Source organism: Clostridium sp., from assembly GCF_016650095.1.
Classification (GTDB): Bacteria; Bacillota; Clostridia; order Clostridiales; family Clostridiaceae; genus Clostridium_AD.
Window position 1 is genome coordinate 1 of the sequence record NZ_JAENWL010000024.1, and the last position, 17,772, is coordinate 17,772.

The following is a 17,772-nucleotide window of genomic DNA, read 5'->3' on the forward strand; positions in this document are numbered from 1 at the left end:
AACATATCCTCCATCTACCAAAAGACGTCCTGCTAGTCTTATCGCTTCATATTTATCTGTAGATTTTAAATGAACCTTAATATTTTCTTTTTTTAACACAGTACTTCCTTGTGGCAAATCACTCTTCGTATTAACATCTTCTACTTCTGGAGATTCCAGTATTTGAAGAATTTGTTCAAAGGCTGTATTTTTAAGAAAATCTTTTACTGCTATATATTCAGCCTTCGGTCCTGACGCTTTAGCTCTAACTGCTAAGCTCTCGTGTGTAACAATAACCTGTGCATCCCTTGCTATATCATTTACGGCACAATTTATTACTTCTATGTTTATGCCTGCCTTTTTCAACTTGTTTCTTAAAGTAGATGCTCCCATTGCACTTGATCCCATTCCAGCATCACATGCAAATACTATTTTCTTTATCAATGTTTTATTATATGTTTTTACTTCTTGTTCAGTTTTTTTAGTTCCTTTTAGCCCTTTTACTGTTGTCTTTGCTTTTTCTAAATCATCTTCTCCCGAATCCTTCGAACCTTTAATAAAGAATCCCGCTATTAAGAACGATACTACTGCTGATACAAGTACTCCTGCAAGAACACCTATAAGTCCGCCTTTAGGAGTCATAGCCATTAATGCGAATATACTTCCTGGTGATGCTGTTGCTATAAGTCCTGCATTGAAGATTCCAAATGTGAAAATTCCACTTGCTCCACCACCAATTACTGCTAGTAGAAGTACTGGTTTCATTAAAACATAAGGGAAGTATATTTCATGTATTCCACCTAAAAAGTGAATAATTACTGCTGACGGAGCAGATTCTTTTGCTATTCCCTTTGCAAACATCCAATACGCTACAAGTATTCCTAGCCCTGGACCTGGATTTGCTTCTAACAAGAAGAATACTGACTTTCCTACTTCCTTAGCTTCTTGTATTCCTAAAGGTGAGAGAATTCCATGATTTATAGCATTATTTAAAAATAATATTTTACCTGGCTCAATGAATAAAGATGTTAATGGTAATAAGCCCGCATTTACTATAACTCCTACTCCAGTTTCTAATATGTTGTTAAGACCAAGTACCAACGGTCCAATTCCAAGAAATGCAATTATAGCGAGTAACATACCTATTATTCCGGCTGAAAAGTTATTTACTAACATTTCAAAACCGGCTGGAACTTTACCTTCAATTGATTTATCAAACTTCTTAATAACAAATCCTCCCAGGGGCCCCATTATCATAGCACCCATAAACATAGGAATATCTGCTCCTACAATTACACCCATGGCAGCTATTGCACCTAATACTCCACCTCTACTACCTCCCACCATTTTTCCTCCGGTATATGCTATTAATAGTGGTAATAGATAGGTAATCATTGGTCCTACCAATTTAGCAAGATTAGCATTAGGTGTCCATCCTGTTTCAATGAATAGAGCTGTTATTAACCCCCATGCGATAAATGCTCCAATATTAGGCATTACCATACCGCTTAGGAATCGCCCGAATACCTGGACTTTTTCTTTGAGTTCTGTTTGTGTTTTAACTTCCATTACTTTTCCCCCTTCAAACTTGTTAAAATATATTCCTTAATGTAATTATACGTTTACACAAACTACGCTACAACACAAAGATACGTGTATTTTGTCACTTAAGCTTAGTGACAAAACTGAGTATTCTGAATTTTCCGCAATATAAAATAACGTAAGAAACTTCGCATCCGAAATTTCTTACGTTATTTTGTGGGTTTAAAAATATTTTGGATATCTTATTTATTTGCTTTCTCTTCAATCATTTTAGCAAGAGCATGTGCCATTTCATCTAATTCATTTTGAACTCTGCCTTCGAGCATTACCCTCACTAGTGGTTCTGTACCTGAAGGTCTTATAAGCACTCTTCCACAGCCATTTAATTTCACTTCTATTTTTTTAATCTCTTCCATTATGTCACTATCAGTTTCATGGATGTCTTTTTTATCATTTGGTACTGTTGCATTAACCAAAACTTGCGGAAGCTCTGTCATCATTGCCGCTAGCTCTGATAATGGTTTTCCGGATTCTTTAATTACAGTTGCTAATTGAAGTCCCGATACAAGTCCATCCCCTGTAGTATTAAAATCTAAGAAAATTACGTGACCTGATTGTTCTCCACCTAGACTATAACCCTCTTCTTGCATCTTCTCAAGCACATACCTATCTCCTACTTTAGTTTTCACTGTGGTTATGTTTTCTTCCTTCATCGCAATATCAAGTCCCAAATTACTCATAACTGTTACTACTACAGTATCTTTAGTTAATTTCCCCATGTTCTTTAGGTGCTTAGCACAAATAGCAATTATGAAGTCCCCATTTATAAGGTTTCCTTTTTCGTCCACCGCTAAACATCTATCTGCATCACCATCAAATGCTAACCCTAAATCACAATGATTTTCTTTAACAAAAGCCATTAAGTGCTCAGGATGAGTAGATCCACAGTCTTTATTTATATTTATTCCATCTGGGTCATTGTTTATAACTAAAACCTCTGCTTTTAGATCTCTTGTAGCTTTTACTGAAGTAATATAGGAAGCCCCATTAGCACAATCTAATGCTATTTTAAGTCCTTTTAAGTCTCCTGAAATAGTAGATTTTGCAAATTCTATATAATCCTCTACAGCATTTTTCTTAATTGTTTTTATACCTAAATCTCCAGCAATTGGTGACGGTACTCCGTTAAAACCACTTTCTATAACTGCTTGTATTGTATCCTCTAATTCATCAGATAACTTAAAACCCTTACTATCAAAAAACTTTATTCCGTTATATTCTACTGGGTTATGTGATGCTGAAATAACAACCCCTGCATCTGCTCCATATTTTCTAGTTAAATATGCCACTGCTGGTGTAGGCACCACTCCAAGGCATATTGCTTCTGCACCTACAGATAAAATTCCTGCGACTAATGCTGATTCTAACATGTCTCCTGAAACTCTTGTATCCATTCCTACTATAATTTTAGGTTTATGTGCTCTGTCAGTTAGTACAAACGCTCCTGATCTTCCAAGCCTATATGCAAGCTCAGCTGTTAATTCTGTATTTGCTATACCGCGTACTCCATCTGTCCCGAACATTCTACTCATATTTTTCTACCTCTTTCTCAATGTTTTATAGTTTTATTATAGGGCATACTAAAAAATAACTAGTCAGCATGCTAGTATTTCATATAAAAAGTTCTTCATTTTCTTTTATTTTTTATTTGCATATTCAGTAAAATCCCTTTGTATAAAGGCATAAATCTTAATTATATTATTGATTGTATTATACTACAATAATAAGTATTTGTAAAAAAGTTCTAGTATTTTATGATAATTTAACCAAAAAAAATAACCCGCATTGGATTATTTTTTGTTTAATTATGAAATTTCTCCTCTTGAACAACCCTAAATTCGTATTAATACTTCCGTACCGTCGTTAGCTCTTATATCTACTAAATTTAACCCTTTATATTCACTTAATGAAATAATTAAATTTCTCATTTCATTCCAGTCTACCAGTTCTAAATATTTAGCATCCTTTTCTTTAATGTGTTTCATTACAATTTTCTCTATGGGAAGTCTTGTGGCCAGTCTTATTGCCCACATTGGTACTGGAATCCTTATTTTCCTACCTTCCCCTGTTTTAATATAAATCTTCATATAACACCTCAAAAGTTCTAGATTTATTCTATAACAACCTCAACTGTATCTCCATCTCCAGTTTGTATGTCCACAATCTTTCCACCTATACCACCATCTATGGCATCTAATATAGTTTGAGTCATAGCATCCATGTCGACTTCGTTCATGCCATTTATATTTACATTCGGAATTTTTCCAAAGCTTTTTATCATGCCACTGACAAATGCCAGTGGCAGGTTAATATTCACAATGTCATTCTCTTTAGACCTCACCTTTATTCTCAGCATTTTAATTTTGAATTTACTATTACCATAGCTATTAGTATTCGTTGTTACTTTCTCTAAAATAACAGCTTCTTTGCTTTCTCCCTTTAGAGCTTCTATGAGTTGCATAGCTTTTTCTGAATCAATTTTACCTTCTTCAACCATTTTTAATATTCTTGAGATTTCTTCATTCATTATATATCCTCCTTTTCTGTAGCCCGAAATTCCCAATTCACAGCTTTCTTATTTACCATTCAGCATAATTAACGCTTCATCAGCAGTGATTTCACCTTTTTCTAACATATCTATTACATCTTTTTTATCAACAGAAGGTTTTTGCTTTAAAACAGTATAACCAAGTGAAGTAATAACTTCATCTAGCTTTGCCCTAACTGTTGGATATGATATACCAAGTTCCTTCTCCACGTCCTTAATGTTCCCTCTTGATTTTAAGAATACTTCAATGAAATATAACTGTTCACTATTCAAATAATCAAATTTTGATAATTCAAATTGGTTCTCAACCATAGTTCCACATTCATCACATTTTAGTCTTGTTACTTTTAATTTCGAACTACAAACTGGACATTTGCACAATATTTTATAGGCCATTTTACCCACCTTCTTTTATATTCATTATATTCCCTTTAATTAAAATAATCAATATAAATATTGATTATTTTAATTATATTTGAATATATATTGATTATTTTAATCTTTTTATTAATAATATTAATTCGAATATACTCAATCATTATTATTTAGTAATTATAAACTTGTGCCATATGTGCTTTTGCTCTTTAACTATTGAAACACTTGAAATATTAATTTCTCCGCTATTATCCGCTTATAATTACATCATTATATTTTCCTCCACCAGCAGTGCCTGACCCGGATATTTTTATATCGCCATAATTCATCTTTTCCATATTAGACCTCCTATATTTTTATGCTTATAAAATATATAACATTCTTAAATCTTAATTTTTAGTCCCACAATGCTTTGTGATATGTTAAGCCTTAATACCCTTAAGTCACCCTTTTCTAATAATTCATCATCACTTAAAAATACATCCGCTAAATTAGTAGAAAACAATATAAATAATTACAATTATCAACAATATACTTGTAGTTATTAGTATTAAATTGTTATATAATTAGTTTGTTATTTTACATAAATTATATAATAAAAAAATATGGGGACTAAAAATCCAAATGGGAGATCAATATGAGCAATGGAAAAGGACTTAAAACTTTTGAAGGGGTTTACGTTCCAACGATTCTAACAATATTGGGTGTTATTCTATATCTAAGATTAGGTTGGATTGTTGGAAATGCTGGGCTTTGGAATACATTAATTATAATTGTAATAGCACATACAATAACCCTATGTACTGCTTTATCAATGTCATCAATGCTTACAAACATAAATATTGGGCCAGGTGGTGCGTATGCTATTATCACAAGATCACTAGGGCTTGAAATGGGTGGGGCTATAGGTATTCCTCTATACCTTTCTCAATCCATATCTGTTGCTTTTTACATAACTGGATTTAGTGAATTATGGATTACGTTTTTCCCAGATCATTCTATCAAATTGGTTGGAGTATTAACCTGGGCACTCCTTACGATTTTATCAATTATTGGTGCGCGCCTTGCCTTTAAAATACAATATTTTATACTAGGGGCAGTGGTTTTATCTATAATATCATTCCTAACTGGACACAGCTTAAATCCAGGACCAATTGTACTAACTGGAGGACTAAGAGAAGCAGGATTTTGGGCAACTTTTGCGATTTTTTTCCCGGCAGTAACGGGTGTACTTACAGGTGCAACCATGTCTGGAGAACTGGAGAATCCTAGGAAAAGTATTATAACAGGAACCTTGGCAGCGGTAATTACAGGATTTGGAGTATATATACTGCTTGCAATTTGGTTTGCAAAACAAGCAACGCAAACACTATTACTTGCAGATAATTCTATTATTTTAAGGCTTGGAAGTGTTAGGTTTATTATTATTGCAGGAGTAATGGGTGCGGTACTCTCCTCAGCACTTTCTGCTTTAGTCAGTGCGCCAAGAACCCTTTCGGCTTTAAGTGAAAACAGAGTAGTTCCATTTTCTAATGTATTTGCAAAAAAGAATAAGAATGGAGAACCCTTAAATGCAATTATTATTTCCTCTTTAATATCATTTTGTGTTCTATTTGGGGGTAACTTAAATAGTTTAGCAGAACTGTTGACCATGATATTCTTAACAACATATAGTATGATCAACCTAGTAGTGTTTTTGGAACAGAAGATTGGAATTACCAGTTTTAGACCGACCATGTCCATGCCTATTTATATCTCTTTGATTGGTGCATTTGGCTGTTTTTTTGCAATGATTCTCATTAATCCTTTTTTCACTGTTGTTACACTTATATTAACTATGGCAATTTATACAGTGCTTAAAAAAAGAAATATGACTTCTCCTTGGGGTGATGTAAGAGGAGGTATTTTTTCATTCATTGCTGAATGGGCAGCTCAAAAATCAATGTCACTACCTTATCATCCTAGACTTTGGAAACCTTCCATTGTAATACCTGTTGAGAAACCGGAGGATTTTAGAAGGATATCACGTCTTTTGCAAAGTATCATATTTCCATCAGGTCGTATTTATTATATGAATATCTATGAAGAAGATAATATAGACTCAGAGTATGAAAAAGAGATTGATGATGAATTAATTCCATTAAAAGCAAAAAAAATATTTACTCAGAAAGTTCTTATAAAGTCGCAAGACTTTAATGATGTACTAATTCCAACGCTACAGTGTTTATCTAGCACATTTTTGTCTCCAAATGCTGTATTATTCACTATTAGCGACGATTTGGATAAGCGAATGCGTTTTAAAAATCTATATGAAGAGCTTAAACCCATTAAGATGGCAGTTATGTGTTTATGGTTACACCCTAAATATAACATAGGACCTGAACAAAAAATTAATTTTTGGCTGAGGGACAAAAGTCCAAATAATGATTTGATTGTACTTTGTGCTCTTCAAATTGCTAGAAATGTAGGTGCAGAGATTAAACTCTGTCGTGTAGTTAATAATGCCCAGCAAAAGAAAAAAGAAGAAAATCAGCTTAAAAAATTTATTGAAGATGCAAGACTACCTATAAATACAAAGATTGATTTATTTGCGGGTGATTTTAAGGAAATTTTTAAAGATGAAATAGCAGATTTAAGCATTCTTGGGATGCCTTCCCGATATGAGGAAATGCTTGAAGTTGTTGAAATATCCCCAGGAAGCTTATTATTCATAGCTACCGGCGGCATGGAAAATGCTCTTTCTTAAATTAAAATGGAGATTAATAAGTATGTAGTTAACTATAAATAAAAAGCTATGATGTAGTATTCCCTACCTCATAGCTTCTTTATTTTTTATTTGAAAAATAATCACAGACTATTATTTACTTTACGTATGATGCTCCTACCTCAAGCGCTTTTTTATTTATTTCAAAGAATTTTTCTTTACCGTGAGCCTTTAAAGCCTCCACTAATCCTTCCATAGGTACTATTCCTGTTCTTTTAACCAATGTTCCTAGAAGTACCATATTAGCTATCTGCTTGCTTCCAATCTTCATAGCTTCTGTTTGAGCTGGAACGCATATTACTTCTATATCTTCTCTAATTGGCATTCTATCTACAAGGTCAGAATCTAATATCAAAAGTCCACCTTTAGCTAGGTCATTTTCAAACTTATCAAGAGAAGGTCTATTCATAACTATAAGTGCGTTTGGCTCATTAATTATCGGAGAACCAACTGGCTCATCTGACATTATAACTGAACAGTTAGCAGTACCTCCACGCATTTCTGGCCCGTAAGATGGAAGCCATGAAACATTCATGTTAGCATCCATACCTGCATATGCTAAAAATTTTCCCATTGAAAGTGTACCTTGACCACCAAATCCTGCAAATATAATTTCTTGTGTTGCCATATTATTTTACCTCCATGGTTGTGTCTTTTTTAACCCCTAGAGTATAGAATGGTATCATATTATCTCTAAGCCATCCCATTGACTCATAAGGTGATAATCCCCAGTTAGTCGGACATATTGATAATACCTCTACCATTGAAAAACCTTTCCCAGCAATTGCATTTTGAAACGCTTTTTTTATAGCTTTCTTTGTTTTATTAACATTTGGAACACTATCTACAGATACTCTTTCTACATAACACGCACCTGTTAAAGTTGATATCATTTCTGATACTCTAATAGGATGTCCTTGCAATTTCGTATCTCTTCCATAAGGAGTTGTTTCTGTTACTTGACCTGGAAGAGTAGTTGGAGCCATTTGTCCACCAGTCATGCCATAAATACAATTATTTACGAATATAGTAACAATGTTCTCTCCGCGAGTAGCAGCATGCACTATTTCAGCCGTACCTATTGCTGCGAGATCTCCATCTCCTTGGTATGTAAATACTACTGCATCTGGATTAGATCTTTTAATTCCTGTAGCCACTGCTGGCGCTCTTCCATGTGCTGCTTCGAACATATCACATGCAAAGTAATCATATGCTAAAACAGAACATCCAACTGGAGCTACTCCTATAGTTTTATCTATTACGTCTAACTCTTCAAGAACTTCTCCTACTAATCTATGAATTAACCCATGAGTACATCCCGGACAATAATGCGTAGGAACATCTAATAATGCTTTAGTTGGTTCAAATACAATTGCCATTATTTCGCACCTCCTACTATTTCTTTAACTTTATTTAATATATCCTCTGGATGAGGAACCATTCCACCTGATCTTCCGTAGAAGTATACAGGTTTTCTTCCTTCAACTGAAAGTCTAACATCTTCAACCATTTGTCCACAGCTCATTTCTACTGATATATATCCATGTTTTGTGGTACTTATAGTTTTTTCAAAGGCTTCAACTGGGAAAGGCCAAAGTGTAATTGGTCTTATTAGTCCTAACTTTAAACCTTCTTTTGCTGCCATTTTAACAACATTTTTGCATATTCTTGATGTTGTACCGTAAGCAACCATTATTAAATCACTTTCACCATCACAATTATACATTTCATATCTTACTTCATTTTTCTTTATTTCTTTAAATTTTTCTTGTAATTTTACATTATGTTCTTCTAGCTCTTCAGATAGAAGATAAAGGGAATTTATTACATTATGTTTCTTTCTTCCTTTTAAGCCAGAAGCAGCCCATGTTTTTTCTGGTAATACCTTTGCTTCTCTTTCTTTAAATTCAACTGGTTCCATCATTTGTCCAAGCATACCGTCTCCCATAACCATTACAGGAGTCCTATACATATCTGCCGTGTCAAAAGCATCTTGAACTAAATCAACCATTTCTTGTATTGATGCCGGTGCATATACTGGCATATTAAAATCGCCATGTGCTCCGCCTTTAGTTGCTTGGAAGTAATCTGATTGAGCTGGCTGTATACTACCAAGTCCTGGCCCACCTCTAACTATATTTACAATAACGCATGGAAGCTCTGCTCCTGCTATGTATGATATTCCTTCTGCTTTTAAGCTTATTCCTGGTGAACTTGAAGATGTCATACATCTTACTCCTGTTCCAGCTGCTCCATAAACCATATTTATAGCTGCTATTTCACTCTCCGCTTGTAAGAAAACTCTATCAATTTTAGGCATTTTTCTTGATAAATAAGCAGATATCTCTGTTTGAGGTGTTATTGGATATCCAAAAAAACATTTACAATTTGCTCTTATTGCTGCTTCTCCAATTGCCTCATTACCTTTCATTAATACTTTTTCTCCCATAAGTTCATCCTCCTATTCTTTACTTTTCAACTGTTATTACGCAGTCAGGACACATTTTTGCGCAAGATGCACATCCAATGCATTCTTTCATTTTTTCTTCGGTTACTGTTGCTGCATGATATCCTTTTATATTTAATTTCTTTGAAAAACTTATTATTTTTTTAGGACATGCTGCTATACAATGTCCACATCCTTTACATCTGTCTTCTCTGAAACTCACTTTTGGCATGTTTAAACCTCCTTTTAAATAGGATTCTATAAAATTTAAACGTTTACTTCTCTATTTTAACCCCTGCAAGCTAAACTGTCAATACGATCGATTACTGATTGTTTTCTTTCTATCTCCAAGGTGGTAACATATGCAAGTCAATACCAAATATAGTTCCTTGCAATTTATCCATCATTTTTTCCATTAAATCTCTACTGCAAACAGTGTACGCATGAGGTATATTTAGCTCTTTAGATAGCTGTGCTACTATTTTGTCTCCATCTATTATATGTTGAGGTTCCGTTTCATAAGATATATTAGTATTTGAAATCAAATGTGATATTTTTAATCTTGAAGCTCTTTCTATTGCTTTAAAGTATTCCACAATATCTGTAGCATTTGATGTATTGGGTCTATTGGTATTTATAACAAAAAACATATCATAGGGTTCCTCTACAAAAAACCTATTATACTGTCCAAGGGCTATTGAGCCTGCATCATCCCCACCTACATCTATTACGACCTCATAGCTTTTATCATTAAACACAGCTATTATTTCTGCTGGCACTACCATGAGTTCCGCATTAACTAGTTCTGGGTTTGATGCTATAACTCTTATTCCATATTCCTCTAATTGTTTTCTCACATCTCTTACACAAAAATAAGGATTTACTATATCTAAGTCAGCTATTACAACTTTCTTTCCTTCTTTTGCAAGATTTATTGCATAATTAATTGCAATTTCTGTCTTACCACTACCAAAATGCCCTGTAAATACTCTAATTCTACTCATTGCATCACTCTTTCCCTTCAAAAATTTTCATAAGCCCCATTCAAATAAATAGTAGCATACTAGCTTATTATTTATTTGAAGGTGCCCTATTATTATAATTTACTATTTATACTCTTTTGCCTTCTCTTTACCACTTAATACTCTTAATCCACCTTCAGCTAGTGCTAATAATTCATCTTCGCCTGGATAAACTACCACATTTGTAATAAATTCTACTCTTTCTTTTATATAATTAACCATAGGCTTACTATAAGCTATTCCTCCAGTTAAAATTATAGCATCTACTTTTCCCGATAAAACTGCTGCACATTTTCCAATTTCCTTAGCTACTTGATATCCCATAGCTTCAAAAATCAATTTATATTTTTCATCGCCTGCTTCTGTTTTATCTTCGACTAGTCTAGCATCATTCGTATTAAGATAAGCAACGAAGCCACCTTTTCCATTTATCTTTTTCTTTATGTCGTCTAAAGTGTATTTTCCACTAAAGCACATTTTAGATAAATCTCCTACTGGAAGTCCTCCAGATCTTTCTGGTGAAAATGGGCCATCACCATCTAGTGCATTATTTACATCAATAACTCTTCCAGCCTTGTGAGCTCCTACTGACACACCGCCACCGAGGTGTGCTACTATTAAATTAATCTCTTCGTATTTTTTACCATTTTCTTTTGCATATCTTCTGGCTACTGCCTTTTGGTTTAACGCATGAAAAATGCTCTTTCTTTCGATTTCTGGCATACCTGATATTCTAGCCACATCTATCATTTCATCCACAGTTACTGGGTCAACGATAAATGATGGTATATCTAAGGATTTTGCAATTTCATTTGCAATTATTCCACCTAAATTTGAAGCATGTTGTCCTTGCACTCCAATTTTTAAATCATTAAGCATAGCTTCATTGACAGCATAAGTACCACCTTCGATAGGTTTTAGAAGTCCACCTCTACCTACTACAGCATCCAAAGTATTTATATCAAAGTTCTTTTCTTTAAGTATATTCAATATAACGTCTTTTCTAAAATTAAGCTGTTCAAATATCCCTTCAAATTTGCCTATCTCTTCTGATGAATGTCTTAATGTTTCTTCTAAAATTTCATTTTCATCTTCATATACGCCTATTTTAGTGGACGTTGAACCTGGATTAATAATTAACAATTTATATGACATATTGTTCCTCCTTTGTACTCTAGTGTTTATTATACTCTGCAACTAATGCCGCTAGTGCTATGGAATTTAATTTTGTTTCAGGCGTATCCGCTCTAGAAGTTAATATAACTGGAGCCGAAGTCCCCACTAGTATAGCCCCACTTTTAGACTTAGTAGTATAATTTAAACATTTGTACATTACATTTCCAGCTTCAATGTTAGGCATTAAAAGAATATCAGCTTTACCTGCTACTTGGCCTCCTATTTTTTTATGTCTTGCCGCCTCTTCTGATATTGCAATATCTAACGCTAGAGGTCCATCAACAATACATCCCTTTATCTGACCTCTATCATTCATTTTTGAAAGCAATGCTGCATCTAGTGTTGCTGGCATACCGGCGTTTACTACTTCTACCGCGCAAACTGCTGCTACTTTAGGAAGTTCAACACCGCAAGCTTTTGCTACTGCTACCGAATTATTTATTATATCAATTTTTTCTTTTAATTCTGGATACATATTGAATGCAGCATCCGTTAAAAATATTAATCTATCATAACTTGGTATCTCAAATACTGCTACGTGTGACATTTGTTTTCCAGTTCGGAGACCTACTTCTTTGTTTAATACAGCCCTTAAGAAAGTCGATGTCTCTAATAGCCCTTTCATAAGCATGTCAGCCTTTCCTGTAGATACTATCTTAACTGCAATTAATGCTGCTTTTTTAACATCTTTCTCATCTATAATTTCAAACTCTTCCGCATCCATTCCTATGCTACTGGCAATAGAGATTATTTTTTCTTTATCTCCTACTAGTATTGCATTTGCTATGCCATTTTTCTTAGCAGCGCGCACTGCCTCAAGTACTGGTTCATCCTGTGCTACTGCTACTGCTACGATTTTCATTCCTTGTGACTTTGCTGTGTTTAATACTTTATCAAAAGTTTTAATCATTGGATTACACTCCTCGTATTCTCTATTTTGTTTCTTTTTCATATATTTTAGCTTTTTCTTCTTTATTTATTATTCTGAGCGCTCCCTCTGCTAAAGCTAACATCTCATCTTCTCCTGGTACTAATTCAACATTGGCTATAAAACTTACCATTTCACTTATCCAGGTAGTAAGTCGCGTATTATAAGTAAGCCCACCCGTAAGGATTATAGCATCAATTTTACCACAAACTACTGTTGCCATAGCACCTATTTCTTTAGAAATTTGATATGCCATAGCTTTTAAAATAAGTTCTGCCTTAGCATCACCCTCGTCTATCATCTTATCAACAATTCTTCCATCGTTGGTATTTAGATAAGCTACTAATCCCCCTTCTCCTGTTAACTTTTTCTTTAACTGAGAAAGAGTATATTTACCACTGAAAGCAAGCTTTGCTAAATCTCCTACTGGAAGCCCACCAGTTCGCTCTGGTGAAAAAGGTCCTTCCTCGTTGGCATTGTTTACATCTAAGATTCTTCCATTTTTAACTGGAGACACAGAGATTCCTCCACCAATATGTGCAACTACATAAGTGCTGTTATCAAAACTCTTATGTAATTTAGTACAAACCCTTCTTGTTACTGCTTTTATGTTTAAGGCATGAACCAAAGAACGTCTTGGAATCTCTGGAAGTCCTGATATCCTCGCAACGTCAATTATCTCATCTACTGCAACAGGGTCTACAATAAATGCTGGTATGTTAATTTTTTCTGCAATTTTATAGGCTATTACTCCACCTAGGTTAGAAGCGTGTTCTGCTTGATACCCTATTTTTAAATCCGCAAGCATTTTGGGCGATATTTCATATGTACCACCTGGCATTGGTCTTAATAATCCACCTCTACCAACAACTGCAATTAAATCTTCAAGATCGATATTTTCTTCACTAAGCCACTTTAAAATTAGTGCAGTTCTCATGTCCTTTTGGTCATAAACCCTCTCAAATTTCTTAATTTCACCTGCGCTATGGGTCAAATTGGATGTAATAATACAATCTTTGTCTTTATAAATAGATAATTTAGTTGATGTTGAACCAGGATTTATCGCTAAAATATATCCTTTTGTACTCATTTAAATACCTCCACTTTTATGTCTTTTTCCATTCTTTCATTATACTTTCCGCGGCTTTTAATCCATCAACAGCCGCAGAAATTATCCCACCTGCATATCCTGCTCCTTCTCCTGCTGGATATAGGCCCGCTAGAGATATACTTTGAAGTTTCTCATTTCTATCAATCCTTACTGGTGCTGATGTTCTTGTTTCAATACCAGTAAGAATTGCGTCTTCTCTTGCAAAACCATTTATTTTATATTCGAATTTAGGTAAAGCCTCTTTTATAGCGTCTGTTACATAACTAGGTAAACACTTAGTAATATCAGCAAACTTATACCCCGGTGTATAGCTTGGTTTTACACTGCCTATTTCGCTACTAACTCTGCCTTTTAGGAAGTCTCCAACTAATTGTACTGGTGCATTATAGTTTGATCCTCCAAGCGTATACGCCAGCGACTCATAATGCCTCTGAAACTCAATACCCGCCAGTGGGTTATCTGAGGCGAAATCTTTAGGACCTACAGATACAACTATGGCTGAGTTTCCATTCTGTTTATCTCTCTTGTGCTCACTCATGCCATTTATTGCAAGAAAGCCCTGTTCTGATGCAGCTGCTACTACTGATCCACCGGGGCACATACAAAAGCTATACACTGCTCTGCCCAATTTTTCACTTTTATAAGTAAGCTTGTAATCTGCACCTTTTAGTTTTGGGTGGTTCGCATATTTACCATATTGATTTTCATTAATCATATCTTGTGGATGCTCTATTCGAACTCCCACTGCAAATGGCTTACTGGACATAAATATCCCTTTTTTATATAACATTTCATATGTATCACGAGAACTATGGCCTATAGCTAAAACAATGTTATCACAAGGTATTTCTTCTCCATTTACTATTACACTTTTTATCTTTTCATCTTTAATTTTTATATCGCAAAGTTTACTATTAAATCTTACTTCTCCACCTAACTTAATAATAGTTTCTCTGATATTTTTTACAACTTCTTTTAGTATATCTGTACCTATGTGAGGCTTACCCATATATAATATTTCATCTGGTGCCCCGGCTTTCACAAATTCCTCTAATATGTAGTCACATCTATTATCCTTTATTCTTGTTGTTAGCTTTCCATCTGAAAATGTTCCGGCTCCGCCCTCACCAAATTGCACATTAGACTCTGTATTTAATACTGCCCTTGTCCAAAACTTGTTTATGGTTTTTGTCCTATTCTCAACCTTTTCTCCTCTTTCGATAATTAAAGGCTTATAACCCTTTTGTGCCATAAGAAGGCCAGCAAACATCCCTGCTGGTCCCATTCCTACTATTATCGGTCTATGATTTGCCTCTTTAGTTCCAAACTCAAACTCAGCATCATATCTAACCTCTTCAATCTTTACATCTTTGTTATTTACTCTTGATACTATTTTTGTTTCGTTATCCGTTTTAATAAGAACAGCATAATTAAACTTTATATTATTTTTTTTCCTAGCATCTATAGATTCTTTAGCTATTCTAAAATCTTTTATTTCACTTTCAGAAATTTTCATTGTTTTTGTTACCTTTATTTTCAAATCATCTATATTTTCATCTATATCTAGAACTATGTTACTCAACTTTATTGTCATTGGTTGTAGGTACCTCCGTTTGTTTCTTTGTAATAGTTACTAATATTTTGTTAGGAGCTTGTGATACTAGCTTTACTCCTTCTGGCATTACCACCTTTATGGGAACAGTATGGTTACCTTCTATTAAATTAACTAAATCTACTGTTGCGCTAATCTTTTTCAAGTCTAAAGAATTTATAACTGCTTCAGTTCCTGAAAAAACTAATGAATCCTTAATTTTTTCTAATTTTACTTCATAGTCGACATTTAGATTAATATATTCGATGTCTTGACTTATGTTTTTTTGCACTTCCTTTTCTAGTTTAATTTCTACCTTAACAGTATCACTACCACTAACTAGACTTAATCCATCAGGAATTATCACCTTTGCATCCAAGGTAGTGGTCTTATTTATTTTACTTAAGTCAATAGCATCAGTGTTTAGATTATCTATTTTGTTAAGTACAGCTTCAGTTCCAGTTACACTAAATTGTTTTGGTGAAGCTATTGCGCTTGTTAACGTAAACCCCTCACTCAAAGTACCTATGGTTTTTACTATTACTCCTACAGACTTTGTCTTACTTATAGGGATTTTAACATCTATTTGAGCTGGATTTAAAACAACATTTCCTACTTCTTTTCCTGATGCATCCACTGGTTTAAGCTTATATGTTTTTGTAACATCAGCTTCCAGACCTTGTATATTCTCTTCTACTAATATTTCTTTTACTAAATTCACAAACTTTGATCCTCCCACTACCGTAGCATCACTTTGGGATAATTTTGCTGCAGATGCAAAAAAGCCTTCTTTAGGTTTACCGCTTACATTTACATTTATAGGCAGTTTAGCTGTGGTTCGTTGATCTAAGTTTATTTTTATAAAAAGACTATCACTATTTACCACATTTATATTGTCAGGACTTTTTCTTATTTCAATAGGGATATTTTGTTCCCCACTTTTAAGAGCGTACGCATCTAAATCTACCACTACAGTAAAATCTTTTGCTTTCGTAGCCATAAGTACGCTAGTATTAGCTCCTTTAATATTTAGTGTTGTGGTTAATTCTTGACCTGGTACTAACACAAGATCCGACCTTGTTAATGTATCTCCATTTAGAATCTGTACTGGTACGCTTTTAATTTTGTAAGTGTCCAATGGATATTCTGTGCTTGTTATAAAAAGCCATAGCGCAAAAGCAAGGATTACGCAGCAACACTTTATTATAAATTGTTCTTTTCCGTCTTTATCCATGACATTACTCTCTCCTTTAATGTTATTTTTTTGTTTTGCCTTCTCCTTATTATTTGAACAAGTATTTTCTTAAGCTTATCCTTGTCATAGTTTCTTACTAATCTCCCATTCATTGCCAGAGATATAGTTCCTGTTTCTTCTGATACTATTATCGTTAGTGCATCTGAAGTTTCCGTTATTCCTATGGCTGCTCTATGCCTTGTTCCTAATTTCTTGCTTATTTTATCATTATTTGTTAATGGCAGAAAACACCCTGCAGCTATTATTCTATCATTTCTGATTACTGTAGCCCCATCATGAAGAGGAGTGTTAACTACAAATATATTTTCTAACAAAGCTGTAGATATTACAGCATCCATCGTGGTTCCGGTTTTAATGATTTCTCCAATACCTGTTCTTTGTTCCATTACTATTAATGCACCTGTTTTACTGATTGATAAAATTTCAACAGCATTAACAATTTCAGTTATAACCTTCTCCATTATCTCTTCGTCCTCAAATATATGTTTTTCCGTAAAAGCAGTTCTTCCTATGTGCTCTAACGCGCTTCTTATTTCTGGTTGAAAAATAATAACAATAGTCAAAACACCAATTGTTATTGTCTTGTTTAAAATCCAATTGAGCATTGTCAAATTAAGCAATTGGCTTATTGGAATAAGTACAAAAATAAGAACTATCCCTTTTAATAACTGCTCAGCTCTTGTTTCTTTCATTAGCATATAAGTTTTATAGAATATAAGCGCCACCACTAATATATCCAAAATTGAAAATATACTTATATTTTTTATTGTGCCTAACATTAACTTAAATACTTCCATAAAGCTCACACCCCTTAATAAAACTCCTATTTATAATTATACACCATGCTTGAGTTTATTAGTACCTCTTATACGTTAATTTTATTATAACTTTATCTTATATTTCATAGCAATCTAATTTATTTCACAGAATAAAATCATATGTTTATAGCAATAATAAATCATTAATTGACTTGCC

Annotated in this window: 17 protein-coding genes; 1 reads left to right on the forward strand and 16 read right to left on the reverse strand. The window is 33.8% G+C overall.

The features are described 5' to 3' along the window. From JJE11_RS02990 to JJE11_RS03010, 5 genes are all read right to left on the reverse strand, one after another. On the reverse strand, positions 1-1,548 hold a 1,548-nt coding region (locus JJE11_RS02990), incomplete at its 3' end, for a PTS mannitol transporter subunit IICBA (RefSeq protein ID WP_291632768.1). 215 nt (positions 1,549-1,763) lie between these two features. Next, positions 1,764-3,113, reverse strand: a complete 1,350-nt coding sequence (gene glmM, locus JJE11_RS02995) for a phosphoglucosamine mutase (RefSeq protein WP_291632769.1) — start codon at positions 3,111-3,113, stop codon at positions 1,764-1,766. A gap of 300 nt (positions 3,114-3,413) precedes the next feature. Beyond that, positions 3,414-3,668, reverse strand: coding sequence for a hypothetical protein (locus JJE11_RS03000; RefSeq protein WP_291632770.1), 255 nt, complete (start codon positions 3,666-3,668; stop codon positions 3,414-3,416). 23 nt (positions 3,669-3,691) lie between these two features. Next, a complete protein-coding gene (locus tag JJE11_RS03005; RefSeq protein ID WP_291632771.1) occupies positions 3,692-4,108 on the reverse strand; it encodes a hypothetical protein in 417 nt (138 codons plus the stop codon). Between the two features lie 48 nt (positions 4,109-4,156). After that, positions 4,157-4,525, reverse strand: coding sequence for a DUF2089 domain-containing protein (locus JJE11_RS03010; RefSeq protein ID WP_291632772.1), 369 nt, complete (start codon positions 4,523-4,525; stop codon positions 4,157-4,159). Between the two features lie 616 nt (positions 4,526-5,141). On the opposite strand from JJE11_RS03010, the gene JJE11_RS03015 reads away from it, so the two are divergent. Continuing rightward, positions 5,142-7,250: an amino acid permease gene (locus JJE11_RS03015; protein ID WP_291632773.1), complete on the forward strand. Its 2,109-nt coding sequence runs from the start codon at positions 5,142-5,144 to the stop codon at positions 7,248-7,250. A 115-nt stretch (positions 7,251-7,365) separates the two neighbouring features. Here JJE11_RS03015 and JJE11_RS03020 read toward each other — a convergent pair whose 3' ends face one another. The 11 genes from JJE11_RS03020 to cdaA all read right to left on the reverse strand — a co-directional run bounded on the left by JJE11_RS03020 (position 7,366) and on the right by cdaA (position 17,594). Next, positions 7,366-7,896, reverse strand: a complete 531-nt coding sequence (locus JJE11_RS03020) for a 2-oxoacid:acceptor oxidoreductase family protein (protein ID WP_291632774.1) — start codon at positions 7,894-7,896, stop codon at positions 7,366-7,368. Position 7,897: 1 nt separating this feature from the next. Then, positions 7,898-8,647, reverse strand: a complete 750-nt coding sequence (locus JJE11_RS03025) for a thiamine pyrophosphate-dependent enzyme (RefSeq protein WP_291632775.1) — start codon at positions 8,645-8,647, stop codon at positions 7,898-7,900. Continuing rightward, entirely contained in the window at positions 8,647-9,717 is a 1,071-nt protein-coding gene (locus JJE11_RS03030) for a 3-methyl-2-oxobutanoate dehydrogenase subunit VorB (protein WP_291632776.1), read from the reverse strand. Before JJE11_RS03030 ends, JJE11_RS03025 begins: the two co-directional genes overlap by 1 nt. 19 nt (positions 9,718-9,736) lie before the next feature. After that, positions 9,737-9,946: a 4Fe-4S dicluster domain-containing protein gene (locus tag JJE11_RS03035; RefSeq protein ID WP_291632777.1), complete on the reverse strand. Its 210-nt coding sequence runs from the start codon at positions 9,944-9,946 to the stop codon at positions 9,737-9,739. A 109-nt stretch (positions 9,947-10,055) separates the two neighbouring features. Next, a complete protein-coding gene (locus tag JJE11_RS03040) occupies positions 10,056-10,718 on the reverse strand; it encodes an ATP-binding protein (RefSeq protein ID WP_291632784.1) in 663 nt (220 codons plus the stop codon). A gap of 102 nt (positions 10,719-10,820) precedes the next feature. After that, positions 10,821-11,891: a butyrate kinase gene (gene buk / locus JJE11_RS03045; protein WP_291632778.1), complete on the reverse strand. Its 1,071-nt coding sequence runs from the start codon at positions 11,889-11,891 to the stop codon at positions 10,821-10,823. A gap of 19 nt (positions 11,892-11,910) precedes the next feature. Continuing rightward, complete coding sequence (gene ptb / locus JJE11_RS03050; RefSeq protein WP_291632779.1) at positions 11,911-12,822, reverse strand: phosphate butyryltransferase; 912 nt, start codon at positions 12,820-12,822, stop codon at positions 11,911-11,913. 22 nt (positions 12,823-12,844) lie between these two features. Next, positions 12,845-13,930, reverse strand: coding sequence for a butyrate kinase (buk, locus tag JJE11_RS03055; RefSeq protein ID WP_291632780.1), 1,086 nt, complete (start codon positions 13,928-13,930; stop codon positions 12,845-12,847). A 16-nt stretch (positions 13,931-13,946) separates the two neighbouring features. Continuing rightward, the gene (locus JJE11_RS03060) at positions 13,947-15,545 is read right to left on the reverse strand and encodes an NAD(P)/FAD-dependent oxidoreductase (protein ID WP_291632781.1); all 1,599 of its coding nucleotides are present in this window, start codon (positions 15,543-15,545) and stop codon (positions 13,947-13,949) included. Continuing rightward, positions 15,526-16,776 carry a CdaR family protein gene (locus tag JJE11_RS03065; RefSeq protein ID WP_291632782.1) on the reverse strand — a complete coding sequence of 417 codons (1,251 nt, stop codon included), beginning with the start codon at positions 16,774-16,776 and terminating at the stop codon, positions 15,526-15,528. The genes JJE11_RS03060 and JJE11_RS03065 overlap by 20 nt, the downstream gene beginning before the upstream one ends. Further along, entirely contained in the window at positions 16,746-17,594 is an 849-nt protein-coding gene (cdaA, locus tag JJE11_RS03070) for a diadenylate cyclase CdaA (RefSeq protein ID WP_291632783.1), read from the reverse strand. Before cdaA ends, JJE11_RS03065 begins: the two co-directional genes overlap by 31 nt. Positions 17,595-17,772 lie beyond the last annotated feature (178 nt).

Excerpts from the sequence above, each read along its gene's own strand:
- glmM (WP_291632769.1), bottom strand. The coding sequence starts at position 3,113 with ATGAGTAGAATGTTCGGGACAGATGGAGTACGCGGTATAGCAAATACA.
- JJE11_RS03000 (WP_291632770.1), bottom strand. The coding sequence starts at position 3,668 with ATGAAGATTTATATTAAAACAGGGGAAGGTAGGAAAATAAGGATTCCA.
- JJE11_RS03005 (WP_291632771.1), bottom strand. The coding sequence starts at position 4,108 with ATGAATGAAGAAATCTCAAGAATATTAAAAATGGTTGAAGAAGGTAAA.
- JJE11_RS03010 (WP_291632772.1), bottom strand. The coding sequence starts at position 4,525 with ATGGCCTATAAAATATTGTGCAAATGTCCAGTTTGTAGTTCGAAATTA.
- JJE11_RS03015 (WP_291632773.1), top strand. The coding sequence starts at position 5,142 with ATGAGCAATGGAAAAGGACTTAAAACTTTTGAAGGGGTTTACGTTCCA.
- JJE11_RS03020 (WP_291632774.1), bottom strand. The coding sequence starts at position 7,896 with ATGGCAACACAAGAAATTATATTTGCAGGATTTGGTGGTCAAGGTACA.
- JJE11_RS03025 (WP_291632775.1), bottom strand. The coding sequence starts at position 8,647 with ATGGCAATTGTATTTGAACCAACTAAAGCATTATTAGATGTTCCTACG.
- JJE11_RS03030 (WP_291632776.1), bottom strand. The coding sequence starts at position 9,717 with ATGGGAGAAAAAGTATTAATGAAAGGTAATGAGGCAATTGGAGAAGCA.
- JJE11_RS03035 (WP_291632777.1), bottom strand. The coding sequence starts at position 9,946 with ATGCCAAAAGTGAGTTTCAGAGAAGACAGATGTAAAGGATGTGGACAT.
- JJE11_RS03040 (WP_291632784.1), bottom strand. The coding sequence starts at position 10,718 with ATGAGTAGAATTAGAGTATTTACAGGGCATTTTGGTAGTGGTAAGACA.
- buk (WP_291632778.1), bottom strand. The coding sequence starts at position 11,891 with ATGTCATATAAATTGTTAATTATTAATCCAGGTTCAACGTCCACTAAA.
- ptb (WP_291632779.1), bottom strand. The coding sequence starts at position 12,822 with ATGATTAAAACTTTTGATAAAGTATTAAACACAGCAAAGTCACAAGGA.
- buk (WP_291632780.1), bottom strand. The coding sequence starts at position 13,930 with ATGAGTACAAAAGGATATATTTTAGCGATAAATCCTGGTTCAACATCA.
- JJE11_RS03060 (WP_291632781.1), bottom strand. The coding sequence starts at position 15,545 with ATGACAATAAAGTTGAGTAACATAGTTCTAGATATAGATGAAAATATA.
- JJE11_RS03065 (WP_291632782.1), bottom strand. The coding sequence starts at position 16,776 with ATGGATAAAGACGGAAAAGAACAATTTATAATAAAGTGTTGCTGCGTA.
- cdaA (WP_291632783.1), bottom strand. The coding sequence starts at position 17,594 with ATGGAAGTATTTAAGTTAATGTTAGGCACAATAAAAAATATAAGTATA.